The organism is Roseateles saccharophilus (assembly GCF_004342485.1).
Lineage (GTDB): Bacteria > Pseudomonadota > Gammaproteobacteria > Burkholderiales > Burkholderiaceae_C > Pelomonas > Pelomonas saccharophila.
Map to the genome: position 1 here is coordinate 1 of NZ_SMBU01000064.1, position 17,081 is coordinate 17,081.

Consider the following 17,081-nt stretch of genomic DNA (forward strand, 5'->3'; position numbering starts at 1 on the left):
CAGCGCGCTGCTGTGGAACGGCGTCGGCCACCACTACGCCGGCTTCTTCGGCTGGGTGCTGGTCTTCTCCATCCCGCCGGTGCTGCTGGCTTGGGCTGCGCCCTTCCCGCACGATCACGACGTAGCGGAACCGGCGCAGCCACCTCATGCCGGACAGGTTCTGCCTGGCTCCGTCGCGCCGCAGGACGCAGGACATCGCGCGTGAATTGGCGGGCTGAGTCTCCCGGCGCACCCTCTTCAGTTGGGATCGGATCGAGGCCGATGCGAACGCTCTGTCTTTGCGCAGCGCCGATCCGGCTGGTGAACTCCCTCCTCACGGCGCTCACCCTCTCGCTGCTACATTGAGTGCGCCTTGCCGCGGGTCTCGCGGCGAAGGACCTTCTCGCTAGATCCGTGTCCGCTCCGACAACCAAGACTTCGGCATCGTCTCCTTCAAAGCCCCGTCGGCGCGGTGACGCGGCTACGCTCGCCGATGTCGCCCGCGAAGCGGGCGTGTCCGTGATGGCCGCATCGGTGGTGCTGAACGGGGCAAGATCGGCAACGAGGACATCGGCGGAGACGCGCGCGCGCGTCGTTGCCGCGGCCGAACGACTGAACTATCGCGCGAACGCTGCCGCGCGCGCCCTCGCGAACGGACGAGCGAACGCCATCGGCATCGTCGCCAGCCACTGGAAGGAGGACGTCAACCTCTATTTCATGGAGGTCTTCGGCGGCATCATCGAGGTCGCGACCGGCAGCCAGCAGACCGCGGCCGTGTTCATGCTGCGGGGCTGGGACGAGGCGCAGCGGCGCATCCCAGAACTCGGTGACGGCCGCGTTGATGGGCTCATCCTCGTTGCGCCTTGCCTTGGCGCTGACGCTTCCGGTTGGCTACCCAAGCACATTCCGAGCGTCAGTCTGCACTCCGAAACCGCAATCCCGGGTGTCATGAATCTGGAGCCCGACGAGGAAGCCGGTTCCTTCGACGCCGTGCGGCACATGCTGGCGATAGGTCATCACAGGATTCTGCACATCGGCGGGCCGGCGGGGTTGCTCGGTGCCGAGCGGCGGCTGTCGGGTTATCGCCGCGCCCACGCGGCGGTGGGTGTGGAGCTTCCTGGCGACCATGTCGTGCATTCGTCCCTGAACGTTGAAGGCGGTCGCGATGCGATGCTCGACTGGCTGAGTCGGCACCCCCGGGGACTGGTGCCGGATGCCGTGTTCTGCGCCAATGACGCCATCGCACTGGGTTGCATCCAGGCCCTGTCCATGCAGGGGCTGCGTGTGCCAGAAGATGTCTCCGTCGTGGGGTTCGACGACATCTTGTTTGCCCGGACTGCTCACTTGACCACGGTTCGACAACCGTTGCATGCGATGGGCAAGCGGGCGATGGAGGTGTTGATGGAACGGATCGCGGCCAAACGCGAGGGTGGGGCATGGCTCGCTCCAAGCAACATTGCCCTGTCCACGGAGTTCGTTCAGCGTGGGACGCTGAAACCGCGTCGCTGACGCCCGATACACGCCACTAGGACTTTCACGGGTTAATTCATCCGGCGCTCGAACTATTATCCGGCCTGGATGAATTAGCGTTAATTCATCTCGGCGCGAGGCACCCGCTCAGAGACGGGGTCGCGTATGAAGCCAATGTCTTCACAACGCTCGTGTCCGGAGGAGACAGCCGGCCGAGCGCCTTCCGTGAAAGGTAGAACCATGAGATCGAAGCTGAGACTCCTGGCGCGGGCTGCCTGCATGCCGCCCTGCGGAACAGAACGCTGACCGCAACGACAGCGGCTTCCAAGAGGTGCCGGGGACGCGCAATCGTTGAGCTGCGCGCCTTGCCCGATCACTGGCGTCCTTCGCCTGATGCCCTCACGGCACGGTCAACAACACAGAGAGCTGCCATGACTCACTCAAGCCCCTTCCTGGCCGCCTTCATCCGAGGCATCACGGCCACAGCACCACAAGCCGAGGACGAAGAGCGCATCGAAAGGCACAGTGCCCTGGGGCAGGGCCTCGCAAGCGAAATCCATGTTTTCTACCGATGCCGCCCAGGTCCGAACGCATTACTGGGCGCGGAGGGCGATCGTTTTCCGCGGGCCGCGTAGATCGGCAAACGGAGTGTGCATGTCCGGTCTGGCCTGTCGCGCCTGAATTGGCAGTCTGAGTGGCGTCGGCGCGGGTCGCCGCGCCTGTTGATGCTGCTCTTGCGCAGGGCGATCGTCTTGACCCGGCTAGAAACGGTCGAAGAAGGCCTTGGTCTCGCTGCTCGAGAATGCCGGCGGCCAGTGGCCGCCCGTGGCGTGGCCGCACCAGACGACCGGTTTGCCCGTGCTGCAGCCCTGGTACTCGACGCAGCCGTTGCTGCCGATGGGCACGGTGGAGGCGCTGCAGCTGTTGCGCGCCAGGAAGATGTTGCGCGCTTCCTCGCCTGCCGAATAGGGCACGGTGTTGTCGTCCTTTGCGTGGTCGAAGATGGCGGCCACACGATTCGAGGATGCGCCGCAGCCACTCCATAACGAGCCCGACAGCGGTGCGATGGCGCGCACCACGTCGCCCATCTCGCAGCCAATGGCGTTGGACATCATGCCGCCGAAGCTGAAGCCGGTCGCGAATACGCGTTGAAGATCGGTGCAGACGCTCTGCTGGACCTGGGCGATCAGGGCTCGCATGAAACGGATGTCGCGCCCGCCGGGGTTGGCCCAACCGGCATCCAGGCCCTGCGGCGCGATGAAGATGGCGTTGTTGCCGTACAGGGGCTTGAGCCCGAAGTAGTTGTTCCAGGTGCGCACCTCGGTGGCACTGCCGTCGCGCCAGTGCAGGCCGATGATGACGGGATAGGTCTTGTTGCTGTCGTAGCCGGCGGGCAGGTCCAGCCAATAGCTGCGCGAAATGCCGTCCGACGTGAGGGTCTGCTCGCCCGTGGCGAGCTTGGCGGCCTGGCCGCAGCCGGCGCTGCCTGACAACTGCGGCGCGGGCGCTGGCGCCGGGCTGCCGGCCGCGGTCCCGCCGCCGCCACAGCCGACGAGTGCCGCGACCAGCCAGGCGGCGCCCAGCGTCGAGCGGAGCCGGCTGGCCGGCCTGGGGCCGAGGCTTGGGGTGGTAGCTTGCATCAGGGCCATGTCATGGACTCCGGTGAGGTGCGTCGGGCGTCAGCGCCTGCAGGGCCGCCGACACATAGACCAGGGGCGCGTTCCAGTTGATCGCGATCTCGTTGGTCGTGTAGCTGCACAGGGCGTCGAGATAGGCCCTCGCTGGGGCTTGGGACGGATAGGCCAGGCCGGGGCAGTCACCGCCCACGTCGGCCTTGGGGCCGCCGACGATCATTCCCGGCACCGGCGCCAGCTGGGGCATCGCACCGGAGGGCCGGTGGTGGGGATGCAGGGGCGAGCGGGCGCCGAAGCCGGTCACCATCACGTACCCCGTGGGATGGCGGCCCAGCACGAAGTCCAGTGCCGACTGCGCGGCGTCCAGCATGCGGCGCTCGCCGCTGATGCGATAGCCCTGCACCAGCATCAGAGCCTGGTTCAGCGCAACGGAATTGCTGCCCCAGATGAAGTCCTCGTCCTGCATGGCGACGCGGTAGGGCGAGGCCTGCCAGCGCGCGGCGAAACCGTCGGCCAGTGTTTGGATCTGGGTCTCGACCCAGCGACGGTCTTCGGTGCTCAGGCGAGCACGGTACTGCGCCAGGCTGGTCCAGGCCAGCGCGCCGACACTGGCCCAGCCGGGCACCTCGATGCGTGGCGCCGTGCGGCGGAATTGCTGCCAGTAGGCCGGGTCGCGCGTCGTGACGAAGAGTTCGGCAGCCGCCCACGAGAATTCGTCCGCCAACTGCTGGTCCTCATAGCCGCCGGTGTGGATGTCTGCCGGCTGGCGGTAGACGACATCGGGATGGGCCTGGGCCCATTGCCAGGCGCGCTTGGAGGCCTCCAGCATGCGCGCCGACAAGCCTGGCCGCTGGGTCTCGAAGGCGGCGAACAGGCGGCTGGCCTGGGCCATGACGGCCGCAAAGTCCAGCGTCGCGGCCGTGCCCTTCATGACGACGTAGCGGTCGTGCCGCGCCTGGTGAGGCAGCACGATGCCGTCGAAGCCCTGGTCGGTGAGCTTGTGATAGACGCCGCCGTCGGCCGGGTCCTGCATGGCCAGCATCCACTCCAGGTTCCACAGTGCCTCGTTGAGCAAATCGGGCAGGCCGTTGCCGCTCTCGGGGATGTTCAGCTGCTGCGTCTGGATGAAGGCGGGGTAGTGCTCCCAGGTGGCCAGCAGCGTGTAGGTGCTGATGCCGGAGTTGACGATGTACTTGTTGTAGTCACCGGCGTCGTACCAGCCCTTGGGCGCGCTGATGACGCTGCCTTCCGGACGCCCAGGGCCGGCAGCGGACGAATGCACGAGGACGCGGTCGTCCGCGTGGCCGGCGGGGCGGGCCCAGATTCCGGCGTGGGCGGCATCCAGGGCGACGCTGGCACGGTTGAAGTAGAAGAATTTCAACGCCGCGGCATTCAGCGCCGCGTAGGCATCGGGCGCAACCACGAAGGGGGCGGATGGCGGCAGGCCAGCCACCTGCAGGCGGTAGCGGCCGGGCTCGCCCAGGGCCGAGAAGTCGGCCAGGCGCAGCTTCTGCCGGGCTGGCTCCCACGTGCGAGCCGCTTGCAGCGGACCGCGCCAGACCTCGCGGCCCGTCGTCGCGTCAACGATGGCAAAGCTGTCGGCTGCCACCGCGGGAAGGGCGGCCCATTTGCTGCCGCCGGGCAGATAGCCGACCTGGTTGAGCTGGATAGCCGTGGTGTCGGCTGCGCTCGGCATGGCGACGGGAGCCTGGCTGCAGGATTGCAGGGCCAGCAGGGCAGGCAGCAGGGCAAGCCGGGTGAAGTGGTTCAGCATGGTCATGGGAAAAGTTCAGCGTGTGGGCGGATCTGCCAATCGACGCGCTCTCGGCTGCCGCGGTCGTCGCTGACTTCCAGCGTGGCCTGGCCGGCCTGCAGCTCGACCGCCGGCCAGACGGCGATGCGGTCGACGACGTCGACCGTGCCGATGGCCTTGCCGTTGACCTTCAGCGTGGCCCGGGCCGCATTGGTGTAGGCCTTGATCGCCACGGTGCCGGTCAGCCGTCTGTCGAGTCGCTGGCTGGCGATGTGCAGCACCGGCTTGTGCTGCCACCACGCGCGCATCAGGTGGTAGGCCTCCTTCGGCGTGCGGCGGTCGTAGGTGACCAGGCCCTTGTCGTTGCGGCCGGTGGTGTCGCCCTCATGGCGGTTGGCGGCGGCATGATCGAAGCCCAGCCAGATGAAGCGGCCCCACAGGAAGGGGCGCTTCTCGAGCTGGGCGGCGTAGGCCTCGTGGAACAGTGCCTGGTACTGCTCGGGGTGCCAGCGGCCGCCGGGCTCGGGGCGGCGTGGCGGGTCCTCCTGCTGCAGCGGGCTGGCGCCGGCGCCGTATTCGCCCAGGCCGATGGGCTTGGCGGGCAGCTTGGCATGCAGCTGGTCGGCCCACGGGCCGATGTCGCTGAACTGGCCGTCGTACCAGCCCCAGTAGCGGTTGTACGAGGCGAGGTCGGTGACCAGGGCCATGGGATGGTCGTCGGGCGCGCAGCAGTGGGCGTAGCTGGTCAGGCGCGAGGGGTCCTCGCGTTTGGCCAGCCCATGCAGGTCGGCGAGCAGTGCGCGGATGGGTTCATCGCTGCGGTAGACCTCGTTGCCGATACCCCAGACGGCCACCGAGGCGTGATGCCGGTTCTGCCGCACCAGCTCGCGCAGTTGGCCAAACAGGTTGTCGCGAAAGGCCGGCGTTTCCGCCATGGCCGAGTTCAGCGGGATCTCGGTCCACAGTACCAGGCCCAGCTCGTCGGCGCGTTCGTAGACGTAGGCCGGGTGCTGGTAGTGCACGAGGCGCAGGCCGGTCAGGCCGAGGTCCGTCAGGATGTGCAGGTCCTGGTCGATCTCGGGCTTGCCGACGGCGATGCCCCTGCCCGGGCGGCCGGCGTGAAAGTAGTTGACGCCGTAGAGCGGATAGGGCTCGCCATTGAGCAGGAAGCCGCGCTGGGGATCGACGCCGAATCTGCGCAGCCCCACGGAAAGCTGGACCGCGTCGGCGACCTTGGGGCCGTCCAGCAGTTCGGCGCTGAGGCGGTAGAGGTAGGGGTCTTTCACGCCCTGCCAGAGATGCGGCCTGGGCACATTCAACACCGCTGTGGTGGTGTCGGTAGCACCCGCCGGCAGGTCCAGGCGCCGGACCTGCTGCACGACGTCGCGGCCCTGGGCGTCACGCAGCGTCAGCCGCAGCTGGCGCACGGCGGGCCGGGCACCGTCGTTGCGCCACTGCAGCTTCACGTTCAATCGCGCCTGGGCAGCGTCGAGCGCCTCGATGTCGAAGCGCATGCCGGGGCCGCCGTGGTCCAGCAGCTCGATGTGGGTGTCGTCGGTCTCGATCATGCGCACGGGCCGGATCAGGCCGCCGAAGACGGTGAAGTCGCCGCCCAGGGGGGCCACCTCGGGTAGCTTGCCGTTGTCCACGCGCACGGCCAGCACGTTGCGGCCGGGTTGCAGCAGCGGCGTGATGTCGAAACGGAAGCGCGCGTAGCCGCCTTCGTGCCGACCCGCGTGGCGGCCGTTGACCCAGACGTCGGCGGCCAGTGTCGCGCCGTCGAACTCGAGGAAGCGGCGTGAGCCGGCGGCGGGCTTGACGTCGAGGGTGCGGCGGTACCAGGCCGGACCGCGGTAGGGCGTGCCGCCGGTCTCGCCATCGACGGCGTTGTAGGTGTGCGGCAGAGTCACGGCGGCCCAGGCCGTGTCGTCGAAGTCGGGCGCCTGGGCGCCGGTCAGGTCGTCGCGCCGGAAGCGCCAGGCCTCGTCCAGCGGCGTCGCGACGCGGTCTGCCGATGCCTGCAGCGCGACCAGCAGGCCCAGCAGCGCGAGAAGCCGGCGCGGCATCAGCGGGCTCCGCGCTCCAGCACGACCCGACCCCAAAGGCCCGAGGCCTGGCCCTGCACGGCTTCGATGAGGACGGTCACTTCGCGGTGCGCGGCGCCTCGGGGCAGGGTGACGGCGAAAGGCGCTGGCTCGGCCTGGATCTTCTCGCCGAGCTTCACGCCATCGACCCAGACCTCGGCCTTGCCGGCGATGCCGCCGAAGCTGAGTTGGGCGCGGCCGTCGTTGCGGTCGGCGCGCACGTTGACGCCGCTGCGGTAAAGGCGGAAGGCGCCGGCCTCGGGACCACGGCGCATGGGCGGTTCGTCCCAGCCCCAGGAGTTCATGTCGTTCTCGGCCAGCACGACATTGGGGTCGGGCCGCGTGGTCGCCGGCGGCGAAACGCGCCAGCTCTGCAGCGGCGTCGTCGGCTCTACGTCGGGCACGCGGGGCGAGGCGTGCACGGCGTTCACGGCCAGTTCCACCTCGGCGCCCTGCAATCCCTCGGCATGGGCTCTCAGCCTGAGGACGCCGCGACCGTCACGGCGGCTTTGCACGATGACCTGGGCCAGGCCATTGAACAGGCTGCGCGCGCTCGCCTTGTCGGCCTCGTGGGAGTTGGGGTCGCCATTGCCTACGCCGATGATGGCGCCCTGACCTTCGAGGGAGAAGCTGACCTTGTCCTGCGCCAGCGGCACCGGTCGGCCCCGGGCGTCGACGGCGCTGACGGTCACGGGCATGGCATCCAGCCCGTCGCCGGCCAGCGCCTGGCGGTCGGGCGTCAGCACGAGGCTCACCGGCGCGCCGCTGGTCTCGACGACGTCATGCGCCACTTCCTTGCCGTCTCGCAGGGCCACGGCCTCGATGCGGCCGGGCGCGTAGGGCACCTGGAAGTGATTCATCTCGTACGGGTCGACCGCCTGCTCGCCGATGGTCCGGTCGTTGAGCAGGACCCGCACGCGCTGCGCGTTGCTCGTCACCATCACGTGGATGTCCTGGCCCTCCCGGCCGGTCCAGTTCCAGTGCGGCTGCAGCTTGACGACGGGCCTGTCCTTGACCCACTGGGCCTGGTGAATCCAGAAGGCGCCCTTGGCGAAGCCGGCCAGGTCCATCGCGCCGAAGAACGAGCTGGCGCTAGGCCATTCGTAAGGCGTGGGCTCGCCGCGGTAGTCCATGCCGGTCCAGACGAAGCTGCCGGCGATGAAGGGGCGCTGTGCGATGGCCTTCCAGGCGTCCCGGTGTGTGTTGCCCCAGGATGAGGGCTCGTCGTCGTAGCTGCCCATGACCTGGGCCTTGCGGTCGCTCGCATATTCGCCGCGGGTCATGAAGGCCGAGGTGTCCTCGGTGCTCGTCAGCGGGCGCTTGGGATGCTTCTTATGATAGTCGTCGTAGATCCAGGTCTGGTAGTTCAGGCCGACGACGTCGAGGGCGTCGGCCGCATTGAGGGCAGTGGTGAGCCCGCCATGCATGGCACCCGTCACCGGGCGCGTCGTGTCCAGTTTCTTGATCTCGTGGACCATCCGGCGTGACATTTCGTAGCCGGCCTCGGTGCTCTGCAGCGGCTCTTCGTTGAAGATGGACCAAAGGACGACGCTCGGATGGTTGCGGTCGCGCCGCACCAGCCAAGTCAGCTGTTGCATGTAGTCCGGCGATGGGTTGAAGTGCCGGTTCTCGTCCATGACGAGCAAGCCCATGCGGTCGGCCATGTCCAGAACCTCGGTCGCCGGCGCGTTGTGCGCAAAGCGGATGGCGTTGGTGCCCATCTCCTTGAGGCGGCGCAGGCGGAACTCCCAGATCGCTTCCGGCACGGCGACGCCGACGCCGGCGTGATCCTGGTGGATGCAGACGCCCTGAATCTTGACCGCTTCGCCGTTGAGGAGGAAGCCGCGGTCTGCGTCGAAGCGGATGCTGCGAAAACCCGTCTGGACCTCGGTCCGATCGATTTCGTTGGCGCGGTCGCGCAGCACGGCGCGCACGCGATAGACGTTGGGCTGGGCCAGCGACCAGAGCTTGGGATCACGGACCTCCAGCTTGATGCGCGCGATGGCGGAGCCGAGCGCGTCGATGCGGGCGCGCGCACTGCCCCTTGCCACCTCGCGGCCAGCGGGGTCGGTCAGCACCGCATCGACGGTGCCGTCACTCGCCGCTTTGGCGCTGCTCTGCAGCGTCACCTCGACGGGAATGGTCCAGCGCCCGCCCTGATTGACGGGGTTGGCATGCAGGCCGTCGGTGGCGATATGCAGCGCGTCGCGCTTGACCAGCCAGCTGTGACGGTAGATGCCGGCACCTTCGTACCACCAGCCCTCCTGGGCATCGGCATCGACACGCACGGCGATGGTGTTGGGGTCGGTGCCGTAGCGCACGTAGGGCGTGATGTCGATGCTGCGGCCGTCGTAGCCTGACCATCTGCGGTCGACGACGATGCCATTGATCCACACGGTGCTGTGTGTGGCGATGGCGTCGAACTGCAGTTCGATGTGGCGGCCGCGGTCGGTCTCGGGCAATTGCAGGTAGCGGCGGTACCAACCGATGCCGCGCGCGCGATAGCCCTGCGAGACGTTCTCGTCGCGGTCGAAGGGGTTCTCGACGGCCCAGTCATGCGGCAGGTCGAGGCGCCGCCAGCCCGAGTCGTCGAAGTCTGCGGCAGCGGGGCCCCAGCCATTGTTGGCCTTGCCGTTCTGGTAACTCATGCCGTGGCCCTTGATGGCCGGCATGGCGACCTCCCCGCGATGGAAGAGCCAGCCGCCGTCAAGCGATAGCCGCTCGCGTGCGGAGGCTTGGGCGGATGCGGCCGTCATCACGAGCAGCGCGCAAGTCGCCAGCCAGCGGAAGAGGAGGGGAGAACGCGGCATGGGTGCTTTCCGGGGGGCGTTTCGACAGGCAAAAAAATGCGTCGCGCGGCCTCCTTGGGGACCGCGCGACAAAAGCCGGCCACAGCTTGCTGGCCGGCCCGGAGGTCTAGGTGTCAAGCCCTGCGGCGGCTGAAACCGATGCCTGCAAGGCCTGTCACCACCAGTGCGATGCTCGCCGGCTCGGGGATGGTGTTGGCTAGCGAATCGGCAGAGGCGGTCAGGCCAATATGCATCTTCGCCCAGGTCGTGGAGCCTGGATTGGTCCAGCTGGCAGTCAGCACGTTCGGGCCGCTGTAGGCGGGTGAATTGCCGTCGACGAAGGCTTCGGCAAAGTTCAGCGGGCTGCAGATGTCGGTCGTGAAATCAGTGGTGCAGAGCTCGATGTAGGCGTTGGCCTGAGTCGTTGGGCCGCTGGCGAAGATGTTGTCGATCGTCTCGCTGAGGGTGATGGTGGTGTTGCTGCCGACCATGATCTGGCCGTCGAAGACCTGGGCGAAGGCCCAACCCGATTGGCCGCCGGTGGTCGCCACGGAGGCTTGGGCCGTCACGCCGTTCAGGCCGCCGGAAGTCTCGGACGTCAGCTGGGCCTGGGCCACGGAGGTGCCGTCGGTGACGGAGCTTGCCAGCGCGTCCCCATGCCAGCCGGCAACGCTGTCGTCGAAGCTCGGAGCGATCAGGCCGGTGGCGGCGCCGGCGGTCGGTGACAGCCAGGTGGCCCCCTTGGGAAGCCAGTACCACCCCGCCCCACCGGAAGCAGACAGCGTGAGATTCGAGATCTGCACTTGGGCCAAGCCGGCCATGGCCAGTTGGGACGCTGCGATGAGGGCGGCGCCAACGGCCCACTTGAGTGTGTTCGGCATCATGTCTCCAGGTGTGTTCTTGTATCGAGGCTTGCTTGGCCTCGTGGTATTGCCAGTTTGCCAAATAACTTAATTGGTATGACCAGTGCAAACACCTAGAAGCATCAACGGGCTCAGGGGGTGAAGCGGTAGCGTTCCAGCGACTCCGGCCTCATCGTGATCGAGAAGCCCGGCGCCGCGGGCGGCATATAGGCCGCGCCGCGCACGACGCAGGGGTCGACAAAGTGTTCGTGCAGATGGTCCACGTACTCGATGACTCGACCATCGCGTGTACCAGCGATGCAGAGGTAGTCGATCATGGACAGGTGCTGCACGTACTCGCACAGCCCCACCCCACCGGCGTGCGGGCAGACCGGCAAGCCGTGCTTGGCTGCCATCAGCATGACGGCCAGGATCTCGTTGACGCCACCGAGGCGGCAGCTGTCGATCTGCACCACATCGATGGCGCCGCGCATCATGAACTGCTTGAACAAGATGCGGTTCTGGCACATCTCGCCGGTGGCGACCTGCATGGGCGCAATGGCTTCACGGATGACGCGGTGGCCTTCGACGTCATCGGGGCTGGTGGGCTCCTCGATGAACCAGGGCTTGGCGAAGGCCAGGTCCCTGAGCCAGTCGATGGCGACGGGCACGTCCCAGACCTGGTTGGCGTCGATCATCAGCTTGCGGTCCGGCCCCAGCACCTCGCGGGCGATGCGCAGTCGGCGGATGTCGTCCGCGCGGTCGCGGCCGACCTTGAGCTTGACGTGGTTGAAGCCGGCATCGACGGCCTGCTGGCACAGGCGGCGCAGCTTGTCGTCGGGGTAGCCCAGCCAGCCGGCAGAGGTCGTGTAGCAGGGGTAGCCCTCGCGCTCCAGCGTCGCCATGCGCTCGGCCTTGCCCTCGGCCGCACGGGACAGCAGCGCCAGCGCTTCGTCGGGCGTGATGCAGTCGGTGATGTAACGGAAGTCGATGCAGCGCACCAGCTCGGCCGGGCTCATGTCCGCCACAAGCTTCCACACCGGCTTGCCCTCGGCCTTGGCCCACAGGTCCCACACGGCGTTGACGACGGCGCCGGTGGCGAGGTGGATGGCGCCTTTGTCCGGGCCTATCCAGCGCAGCTGGCTGTCCGACGTGACGTGGCGCCAGAAGCGACCCATGTCGGCGGCGATCCAGCTGAGGTCCAGGCCGACGAGGAGGTGGCGCATCGCCTCGACGGCGCGACAGCAGATGTCGTTGCCGCGGCCGATCGTGAAGGTCAGGCCGTGGCCTTCCAGCCCGGGCGTGTCGGTCTCCAGGATCACGTAGGCTGCCGAGTAGTCGGGGTCGGGGTTCATCGCGTCTGAGCCGTCGAGATGCTGGGACGTCGGAAAGCGCACGTCCACCGTGCGCAGGGCGGTGATGCGGGTCATGCGGGCATCCATTCCATCTCAGGCTGCGACGGTGGATTGGGTCTGTACGCCGAGGCCGGCGATGCCCAGGCGCATGGTCTGACCCGGCCTGAGGTAGACCGGCGGCTTCTGGCCCAGTCCGACGCCGGGTGGTGTGCCCGTGGAAATGATGTCTCCGGGCTGCAGGCTCATGAAGCGGCTCAGATAGCTGACGATCTGTGCCACGCCGAACACCATGGTCCGCGTGTTGCCATTCTGGAAGCGGTGGCCGTCGACTTCCAGCCAGAGGTCGAGCTGCTGCGGGTCTGGCACCTCGTCGGCCGTGACCAGCCACGGGCCGATGGGGCCGAAGGTGTCGCAGCCCTTGCCCTTGTCCCACTGGGTGCCGCGTTCGAGCTGCCACTCGCGCTCGGACACGTCGTTGACGACGCAATAGCCGGCCACGTGCTTCATCGCGTCGGCCTCCTCGATGTAGCGCCCGCCCTGGCCGATGACGACGCCGAGCTCCACCTCCCAGTCGGTCTTGACCGAGCCGCGGGGGATCTGGACCGTGTCGTCCGGACCGCAGATCGCACTCGTCCACTTGGCGAAGACGACGGGCTCGGTCGGTACGGGCAGGCCCGACTCGGCCGCATGGTCGGCATAGTTCAAGCCGATGCAGATGAACTTGCCGACCTGTCCGACGCAGGGGCCGATGCGCAAATCCTGCTGCGGCGTGCCCGGCACGAGGGGAAGGGTGGCCGGGTCAAGCTTGCGCAGCAGCTCAAGCCCGGCCGGCGTCAGCACATCGCCGGCGAGGTCGGCGATTTGAGTGGAAAGGTCGCGCACCTGGCCGTTGGCGTCGAGCAAGCCGGGGCGCTCCTGGCCGGGAGGGCCATAACGGAGCAATTTCATGGCAGTTTGTAGGGAGGGAAGAGGGCTTCAGATCGTGACGCCACCGTCGACGCTGATCGCCTGTCCGGTGATGAAGCGCGAGGCGTCGCTGAGCAGGAAGACCACCAGCGGCGCGATGTCGTCGACGGTGGCGAGCCGGCCCATGGGCTGGCGGGCGATGAAGTCCTTTTCGGCTTGCACCGGGTCTGCGGCCGCGGCGATGCGGCCGCGCAGCGAAGGCGTGTCGACCGTGCCTGGGCACAGCGCATTGCAGCGCAGGCCTTGCTTGACGAAGTCGGCCGCCACCGCCTTGCTCATGCCGATGACGGCGGCTTTGCTGGCGCCATAGACGAAGCGGTTCGGAAAACCTTTCACCGACGAGGCCATGGAGGCCATGTTCAGAATCGACGCGCCGCCGCCCGTGCGCTCCGCCTCGGCGAGCATGCCCGGGAGGAACGCACGCATAGTTCGCAGCATGCTCTTCACGTTGAGGTCCATGCTGAAGTCCCAGGCGTCCTCGTCGCAGTCGAGCACCGTGCCGTGGTGCACGAAGCCGGCGCAGTTGAAAAGACCGTGCAGTGGCGGCAACCGGTCGACAAGTGCCTTTACCGCATCGCTGTCGAGGACGTCGAGGAGCGTTGTCGTTAGGCGTTCCGCCGGCCCGGCTTCGATCTTCAGACTTTCGAGCGCCTGCGCATCTCTATCGGTCGCAACGACGTTTGCCCCCGAACGCAGGCAAGCCAGCGCGCTGGCTCGACCGATGCCCTGGCCCGCCGCCGTGATGAGCAGGGTCTTGCCTTCCAAACAGAGATTCGCCATAACTTGCGCCACAAGAGGTCAGACCAGTATAGCTGCGCGTGAGCTTTTTGCGATTCTGGTCAGACCTGTTGCGGCGTCATATGCGCGCGGTGATCGCGTCAGATGAATTTGGCGAACGGCGTCTGGCAAGCGACGTCTAAAACTGGCTGGCGAAGGTTTTCGCCGGGGCAGGACGACTTGGTCCGTCGATGCAGCGTGGTCTGTCGCCGGCTCAGGTCGTGAAAGCAGCCCGCAGCTCGGGCAAGAGCCGCTGCGCAAGCGGTGTCAGCCGGCGCTCGACTGGCGTCAGCAGGGTGATCTTCCGTCGCAGTGGCTGGCCGCGCAGCGCCACGACAGCCACGCCTGCCGGGGCCGGCCTTGCCACCATTGCCGGCACCAGAGCACAACCCAGCCCAGCTTCCACCATCCCCGTCAGAGCCCAGATGTGTGCGGCCTCGTGGATGACGCGCGGCGCGATACCCGCTTGCGCGAACTGCTCATCGAGCAGGGCCCGGTTGCCGCTGCCGCCGGCCAGTGACAGCAGCGGCTCGTTGTGAAGCTCCTGTAGGCTCAGGGCTCGCAGGCCCTGCCAGTGGTGTCCAGCCGGCACTGCCAGCACGTAAGGATCCTCACCGAGAAGTTCGGCCTGCAACCCGGCGATGGGGCTGTCATTGAATCCGATGCCGACATCCGCGAGGCCCCCCAGAACCGCCTGTGCAGTCGCTTGTAGCGAGCCGTCCAGCAGGCGAGAGCGGATGGCAGGATAGCGACCGGCCAGCCGCGCCAGAGCGCGCGGCACGAAGCTGCTGGCTGCGGAGGGTACTGCAGCAACCGTGATGCGACCTGTGTGCCCCGAGGCGAGTTCATGGACGCCCAACACTGCGTCGTCAAGGTCCTCAAGCACTGTCCGGACACGTTCGAGGAACGCCTCACCAACCACGCTCGGCCGCACGGAGCGCGACGTCCGCTCGAGCAGTCGTGCACCTACCCGCTCCTCCAACCGTTCGATGCGCCGGCTTAACGCCGGCGGCGACAAATGCAGTTCGTCGGCGGCCCGCCGGAAGCTGAGCAAATCGGCCACCGCAACGAAGGCACGCAGTTGGTCAAGGTCTAAACCATTGCTTTCCATGCATTGATCATATGAAACGTTGCAATGGACGTCGAATGTGGTCCAGGTCACGATGAGTCCATCGGAGACAAGGCGGACCGTGAGTCCGTTTCAGAACATGGAAACACGCGTTCATTCAGCCTCTTTCGGCTCGGGCAGGCTCCTGGCGGGCCTCATTGGCAGCGTTCTGTGCGCCGGCATGGCTCAGGCCGCGGATCTTGGCGTGGTGTCCTCGGGCGGCTTCGCCGAGGCCTTTCGGGCGTTGTCCGAGCGTTACGAGGCTCAGGTTCCGACAGAACACGTCCGGCGTGAGTTCGGTCCGTCAATGGGCGCCACACCAGGGGCAGTGCCTGCCCGACTGGCACGCGGAGAAGCGTTGGACGTGGTGATCATGGTCGAGTCGTCACTAGACGAACTGATGGTCCAGGGGCGGCTGCTGCCCGGCAGCAAGGTCCGTCTGGCCCTCTCCAAGATCGCCTGTGCTGTGCCGGCCGGCGCGCCACGACCTGCACTGGCCACCGAGCAGGATGTACGGCAGGCCTTCGCCGCGGCCGACTCGATTGCCTGGTCGGACAGTGCCAGTGGCAGCTACATCCAGAACGAACTGCTGGACCATCTGGGAGTCGCTCAGCAGGTCAAGGCCAAGGGCCGCCAGATCCCGGCCACGCCGGTCGGCGAAATCCTGGCCCGCCACGAGGCTGCCTTCGGCTGTCAGCAGCGCAGCGAGCTTCAGCCGGTGCGCGGCATCGACATCGTCGGCGACCTGCCAGACTCGCTTCAACGCACCACGCCATATGCCGCCGCAGTCGTCGCCACCAGCACGCGGGTGCGGCAGGCGCACGCCTTCATCGCCTTCATGGCCGGCCCCGCCAGCCGTGCGGTCATCGCCGGCACCGGTCTAGAGCCCGTCGCGCCCTGATCCATGCCTTTGGCCGGGACTTTCCGACACTTGCCAGGAGACACCATGTCCGAGGCCTCGATTCCTTCCAAGTTCGGTGCGGTTGTCCGCGTGACCAGCGGCAACTTCATCGAGATGTATGACTTCTTCTTGTTCGGCTTCTATGCCACGGCGATCTCGAAGGCTTTTTTCCCCGCGGCCAGCGAATATGCCTCGCTGATGCTGACGTTCGCCACTTTCGGCGCAGGGTTCCTGATGCGACCGGTCGGCGCGGTGGTGCTAGGCGCCTACGTGGACCGGGTCGGCCGACGCCGGGGCCTGCTACTGACGCTTAGCATCATGGCCACCGGCACGGCCTTGGTCGCTTTCGTGCCCGGCTATGCCACCCTGGGGCTTTGGGCTCCGTTCCTGGTGCTTGTCGGGCGGCTGCTGCAGGGGCTGTCGGCCGGCGTGGAGTTGGGGGGGGTGTCGGTCTACCTGTCGGAGATCGCCATGCCCGGCCGTCGCGGTTTTTATGTCAGCTGGCAGTCTGCAAGCCAGCAACTGGCCATCGTAGTCTCGGCGCTGCTGGGCTACGGTCTGAACGAATGGATGGATAAGCCTGAACTCGAGGCCTGGGGCTGGCGCATCCCATTCTTCATTGGCTGCTTGATCGTTCCGGTGATCTTCGTGATCCGCAACCGGCTCCAGGAGACCGAGGCCTTTCGCGCCGCCAAGCACCATCCGTCCTTCAATCAGACGCTTCTGGGCATCGCAACGCATTGGCGCACGATTGGTCTGGGTGCGTTGCTGGTGATCATGACCACCGTGTCTTTCTATCTGATCACGGTTTACACGCCGACTTTTGGCAAGTCGGTTCTGAAACTGTCGACCCGAGACAGCCTTCTGGTGACATTGTTGGTCGGCGTGTCCAACCTGATTTGGTTGCCAATCATGGGGGCGCTGTCCGATCGAATCGGACGCTGGCCCATCATGCTGGCTGCGACGACGCTGACCGTGCTGAGCGCTTACCCGGCGATGAGTTGGCTCGTGAATGAACCCAGCCTGGTGCGTATGGTGATGGTCGAGTTGTGGCTGTCCTTTCTCTACGCCAGCTATAACGGTGCCACCATCGCCGCACTGACTGAAGTCGTTCCGGGCTACATCCGGACGGCAGGCTTCTCGTTGGCCTACAGCCTGGCCACTGCGCTGTTTGGCGGTTTCACGCCGATGGTCTGCACCTGGCTCATCCAGGAGACTGGCAATCGGGCCATGCCGGGCCTTTGGATGGCCGTGGCCGCTTTGGCGAGCTTGGTGGCGACCGTCCTGATCTACGGCCTGCGGCCTGGCCAGCGACCGCGCGTCTTGGATGTGAACGGCGGTCAGGAAACGCGCTTATTCGGCGGTGAGGACGCGGTTTTGCTCGAAGTGCCCGCTCAGGCCGGGTGTGATCGAGGGCAGTGAG

The 17,081-nt window shown here is 66.9% G+C and carries 13 protein-coding genes; 4 read left to right on the forward strand and 9 right to left on the reverse strand.

All coding sequences use genetic code 11. From position 1 onward, the window contains the following. Nucleotides 1–205 (forward strand): hypothetical protein (locus EV671_RS26910; protein ID WP_165917732.1); only part of this gene is annotated, 205 nt, incomplete at its 5' end. A 188-nt stretch (nt 206–393) separates the two neighbouring features. Continuing rightward, on the forward strand, nt 394–1,488 hold the full coding sequence (locus tag EV671_RS25505; RefSeq protein WP_277592511.1) for a LacI family DNA-binding transcriptional regulator: 1,095 nt from the start codon (nt 394–396) through the stop codon (nt 1,486–1,488). 722 nt (nt 1,489–2,210) lie between these two features. Here the strand turns inward: EV671_RS25505 and EV671_RS27115 are convergent. From EV671_RS27115 to EV671_RS25550, 9 genes are all read right to left on the reverse strand, one after another. Continuing rightward, nucleotides 2,211–3,089: a CE1 family esterase gene (locus EV671_RS27115; RefSeq protein ID WP_207911260.1), complete on the reverse strand. Its 879-nt coding sequence runs from the start codon at nt 3,087–3,089 to the stop codon at nt 2,211–2,213. A gap of 10 nt (nt 3,090–3,099) precedes the next feature. Beyond that, nucleotides 3,100–4,863 (reverse strand): glycoside hydrolase family 9 protein, encoded by a 1,764-nt coding sequence (locus EV671_RS25515; RefSeq protein WP_243655887.1) that lies wholly within the window; start codon nt 4,861–4,863, stop codon nt 3,100–3,102. Beyond that, on the reverse strand, nt 4,860–6,902 hold the full coding sequence (locus EV671_RS25520; RefSeq protein ID WP_132576729.1) for a glycoside hydrolase family 2 protein: 2,043 nt from the start codon (nt 6,900–6,902) through the stop codon (nt 4,860–4,862). The genes EV671_RS25515 and EV671_RS25520 overlap by 4 nt, the downstream gene beginning before the upstream one ends. Further along, on the reverse strand, nt 6,902–9,730 hold the full coding sequence (gene galA / locus EV671_RS25525; protein ID WP_132576730.1) for a beta-galactosidase GalA: 2,829 nt from the start codon (nt 9,728–9,730) through the stop codon (nt 6,902–6,904). Before galA ends, EV671_RS25520 begins: the two co-directional genes overlap by 1 nt. Before the next feature lie 113 nt (nt 9,731–9,843). After that, entirely contained in the window at nt 9,844–10,530 is a 687-nt protein-coding gene (locus tag EV671_RS25530; protein ID WP_165917734.1) for a PEP-CTERM sorting domain-containing protein, read from the reverse strand. Nucleotides 10,531–10,703: 173 nt separating this feature from the next. Next, nucleotides 10,704–11,981: an L-fuconate dehydratase gene (locus EV671_RS25535; protein ID WP_132576732.1), complete on the reverse strand. Its 1,278-nt coding sequence runs from the start codon at nt 11,979–11,981 to the stop codon at nt 10,704–10,706. Nucleotides 11,982–11,999: 18 nt separating this feature from the next. Continuing rightward, complete coding sequence (locus tag EV671_RS25540; protein WP_132576733.1) at nt 12,000–12,854, reverse strand: ureidoglycolate lyase; 855 nt, start codon at nt 12,852–12,854, stop codon at nt 12,000–12,002. Nucleotides 12,855–12,881: 27 nt separating this feature from the next. Beyond that, a complete protein-coding gene (locus EV671_RS25545; RefSeq protein ID WP_132576734.1) occupies nt 12,882–13,652 on the reverse strand; it encodes an SDR family oxidoreductase in 771 nt (256 codons plus the stop codon). Nucleotides 13,653–13,863: 211 nt separating this feature from the next. Beyond that, a complete protein-coding gene (locus EV671_RS25550) occupies nt 13,864–14,760 on the reverse strand; it encodes a LysR family transcriptional regulator (RefSeq protein WP_132576735.1) in 897 nt (298 codons plus the stop codon). Nucleotides 14,761–14,839: 79 nt separating this feature from the next. Here EV671_RS25550 and EV671_RS25555 point away from each other — a divergent pair, with 79 nt between their 5' ends. Continuing rightward, nucleotides 14,840–15,658, forward strand: a complete 819-nt coding sequence (locus tag EV671_RS25555; protein WP_207911261.1) for a substrate-binding domain-containing protein — start codon at nt 14,840–14,842, stop codon at nt 15,656–15,658. Nucleotides 15,659–15,703: 45 nt separating this feature from the next. Next, nucleotides 15,704–17,080 carry an MFS transporter gene (gene tcuC, locus EV671_RS25560; RefSeq protein ID WP_132576736.1) on the forward strand — a complete coding sequence of 459 codons (1,377 nt, stop codon included), beginning with the start codon at nt 15,704–15,706 and terminating at the stop codon, nt 17,078–17,080. Nucleotide 17,081 lies beyond the last annotated feature (1 nt).

Coding starts and splice junctions, on each gene's coding strand:
- EV671_RS27115 (WP_207911260.1), bottom strand. CDS start 3,089: ATGCAAGCTACCACCCCAAGCCTCGGCCCCAGGCCGGCCAGCCGGCTC.
- EV671_RS25515 (WP_243655887.1), bottom strand. CDS start 4,863: ATGACCATGCTGAACCACTTCACCCGGCTTGCCCTGCTGCCTGCCCTG.
- EV671_RS25520 (WP_132576729.1), bottom strand. CDS start 6,902: ATGCCGCGCCGGCTTCTCGCGCTGCTGGGCCTGCTGGTCGCGCTGCAG.
- galA (WP_132576730.1), bottom strand. CDS start 9,730: ATGCCGCGTTCTCCCCTCCTCTTCCGCTGGCTGGCGACTTGCGCGCTG.
- EV671_RS25530 (WP_165917734.1), bottom strand. CDS start 10,530: ATGGCCGGCTTGGCCCAAGTGCAGATCTCGAATCTCACGCTGTCTGCT.
- EV671_RS25535 (WP_132576732.1), bottom strand. CDS start 11,981: ATGACCCGCATCACCGCCCTGCGCACGGTGGACGTGCGCTTTCCGACG.
- EV671_RS25540 (WP_132576733.1), bottom strand. CDS start 12,854: ATGAAATTGCTCCGTTATGGCCCTCCCGGCCAGGAGCGCCCCGGCTTG.
- EV671_RS25545 (WP_132576734.1), bottom strand. CDS start 13,652: ATGGCGAATCTCTGTTTGGAAGGCAAGACCCTGCTCATCACGGCGGCG.
- EV671_RS25550 (WP_132576735.1), bottom strand. CDS start 14,760: ATGGAAAGCAATGGTTTAGACCTTGACCAACTGCGTGCCTTCGTTGCG.
- tcuC (WP_132576736.1), top strand. CDS start 15,704: ATGTCCGAGGCCTCGATTCCTTCCAAGTTCGGTGCGGTTGTCCGCGTG.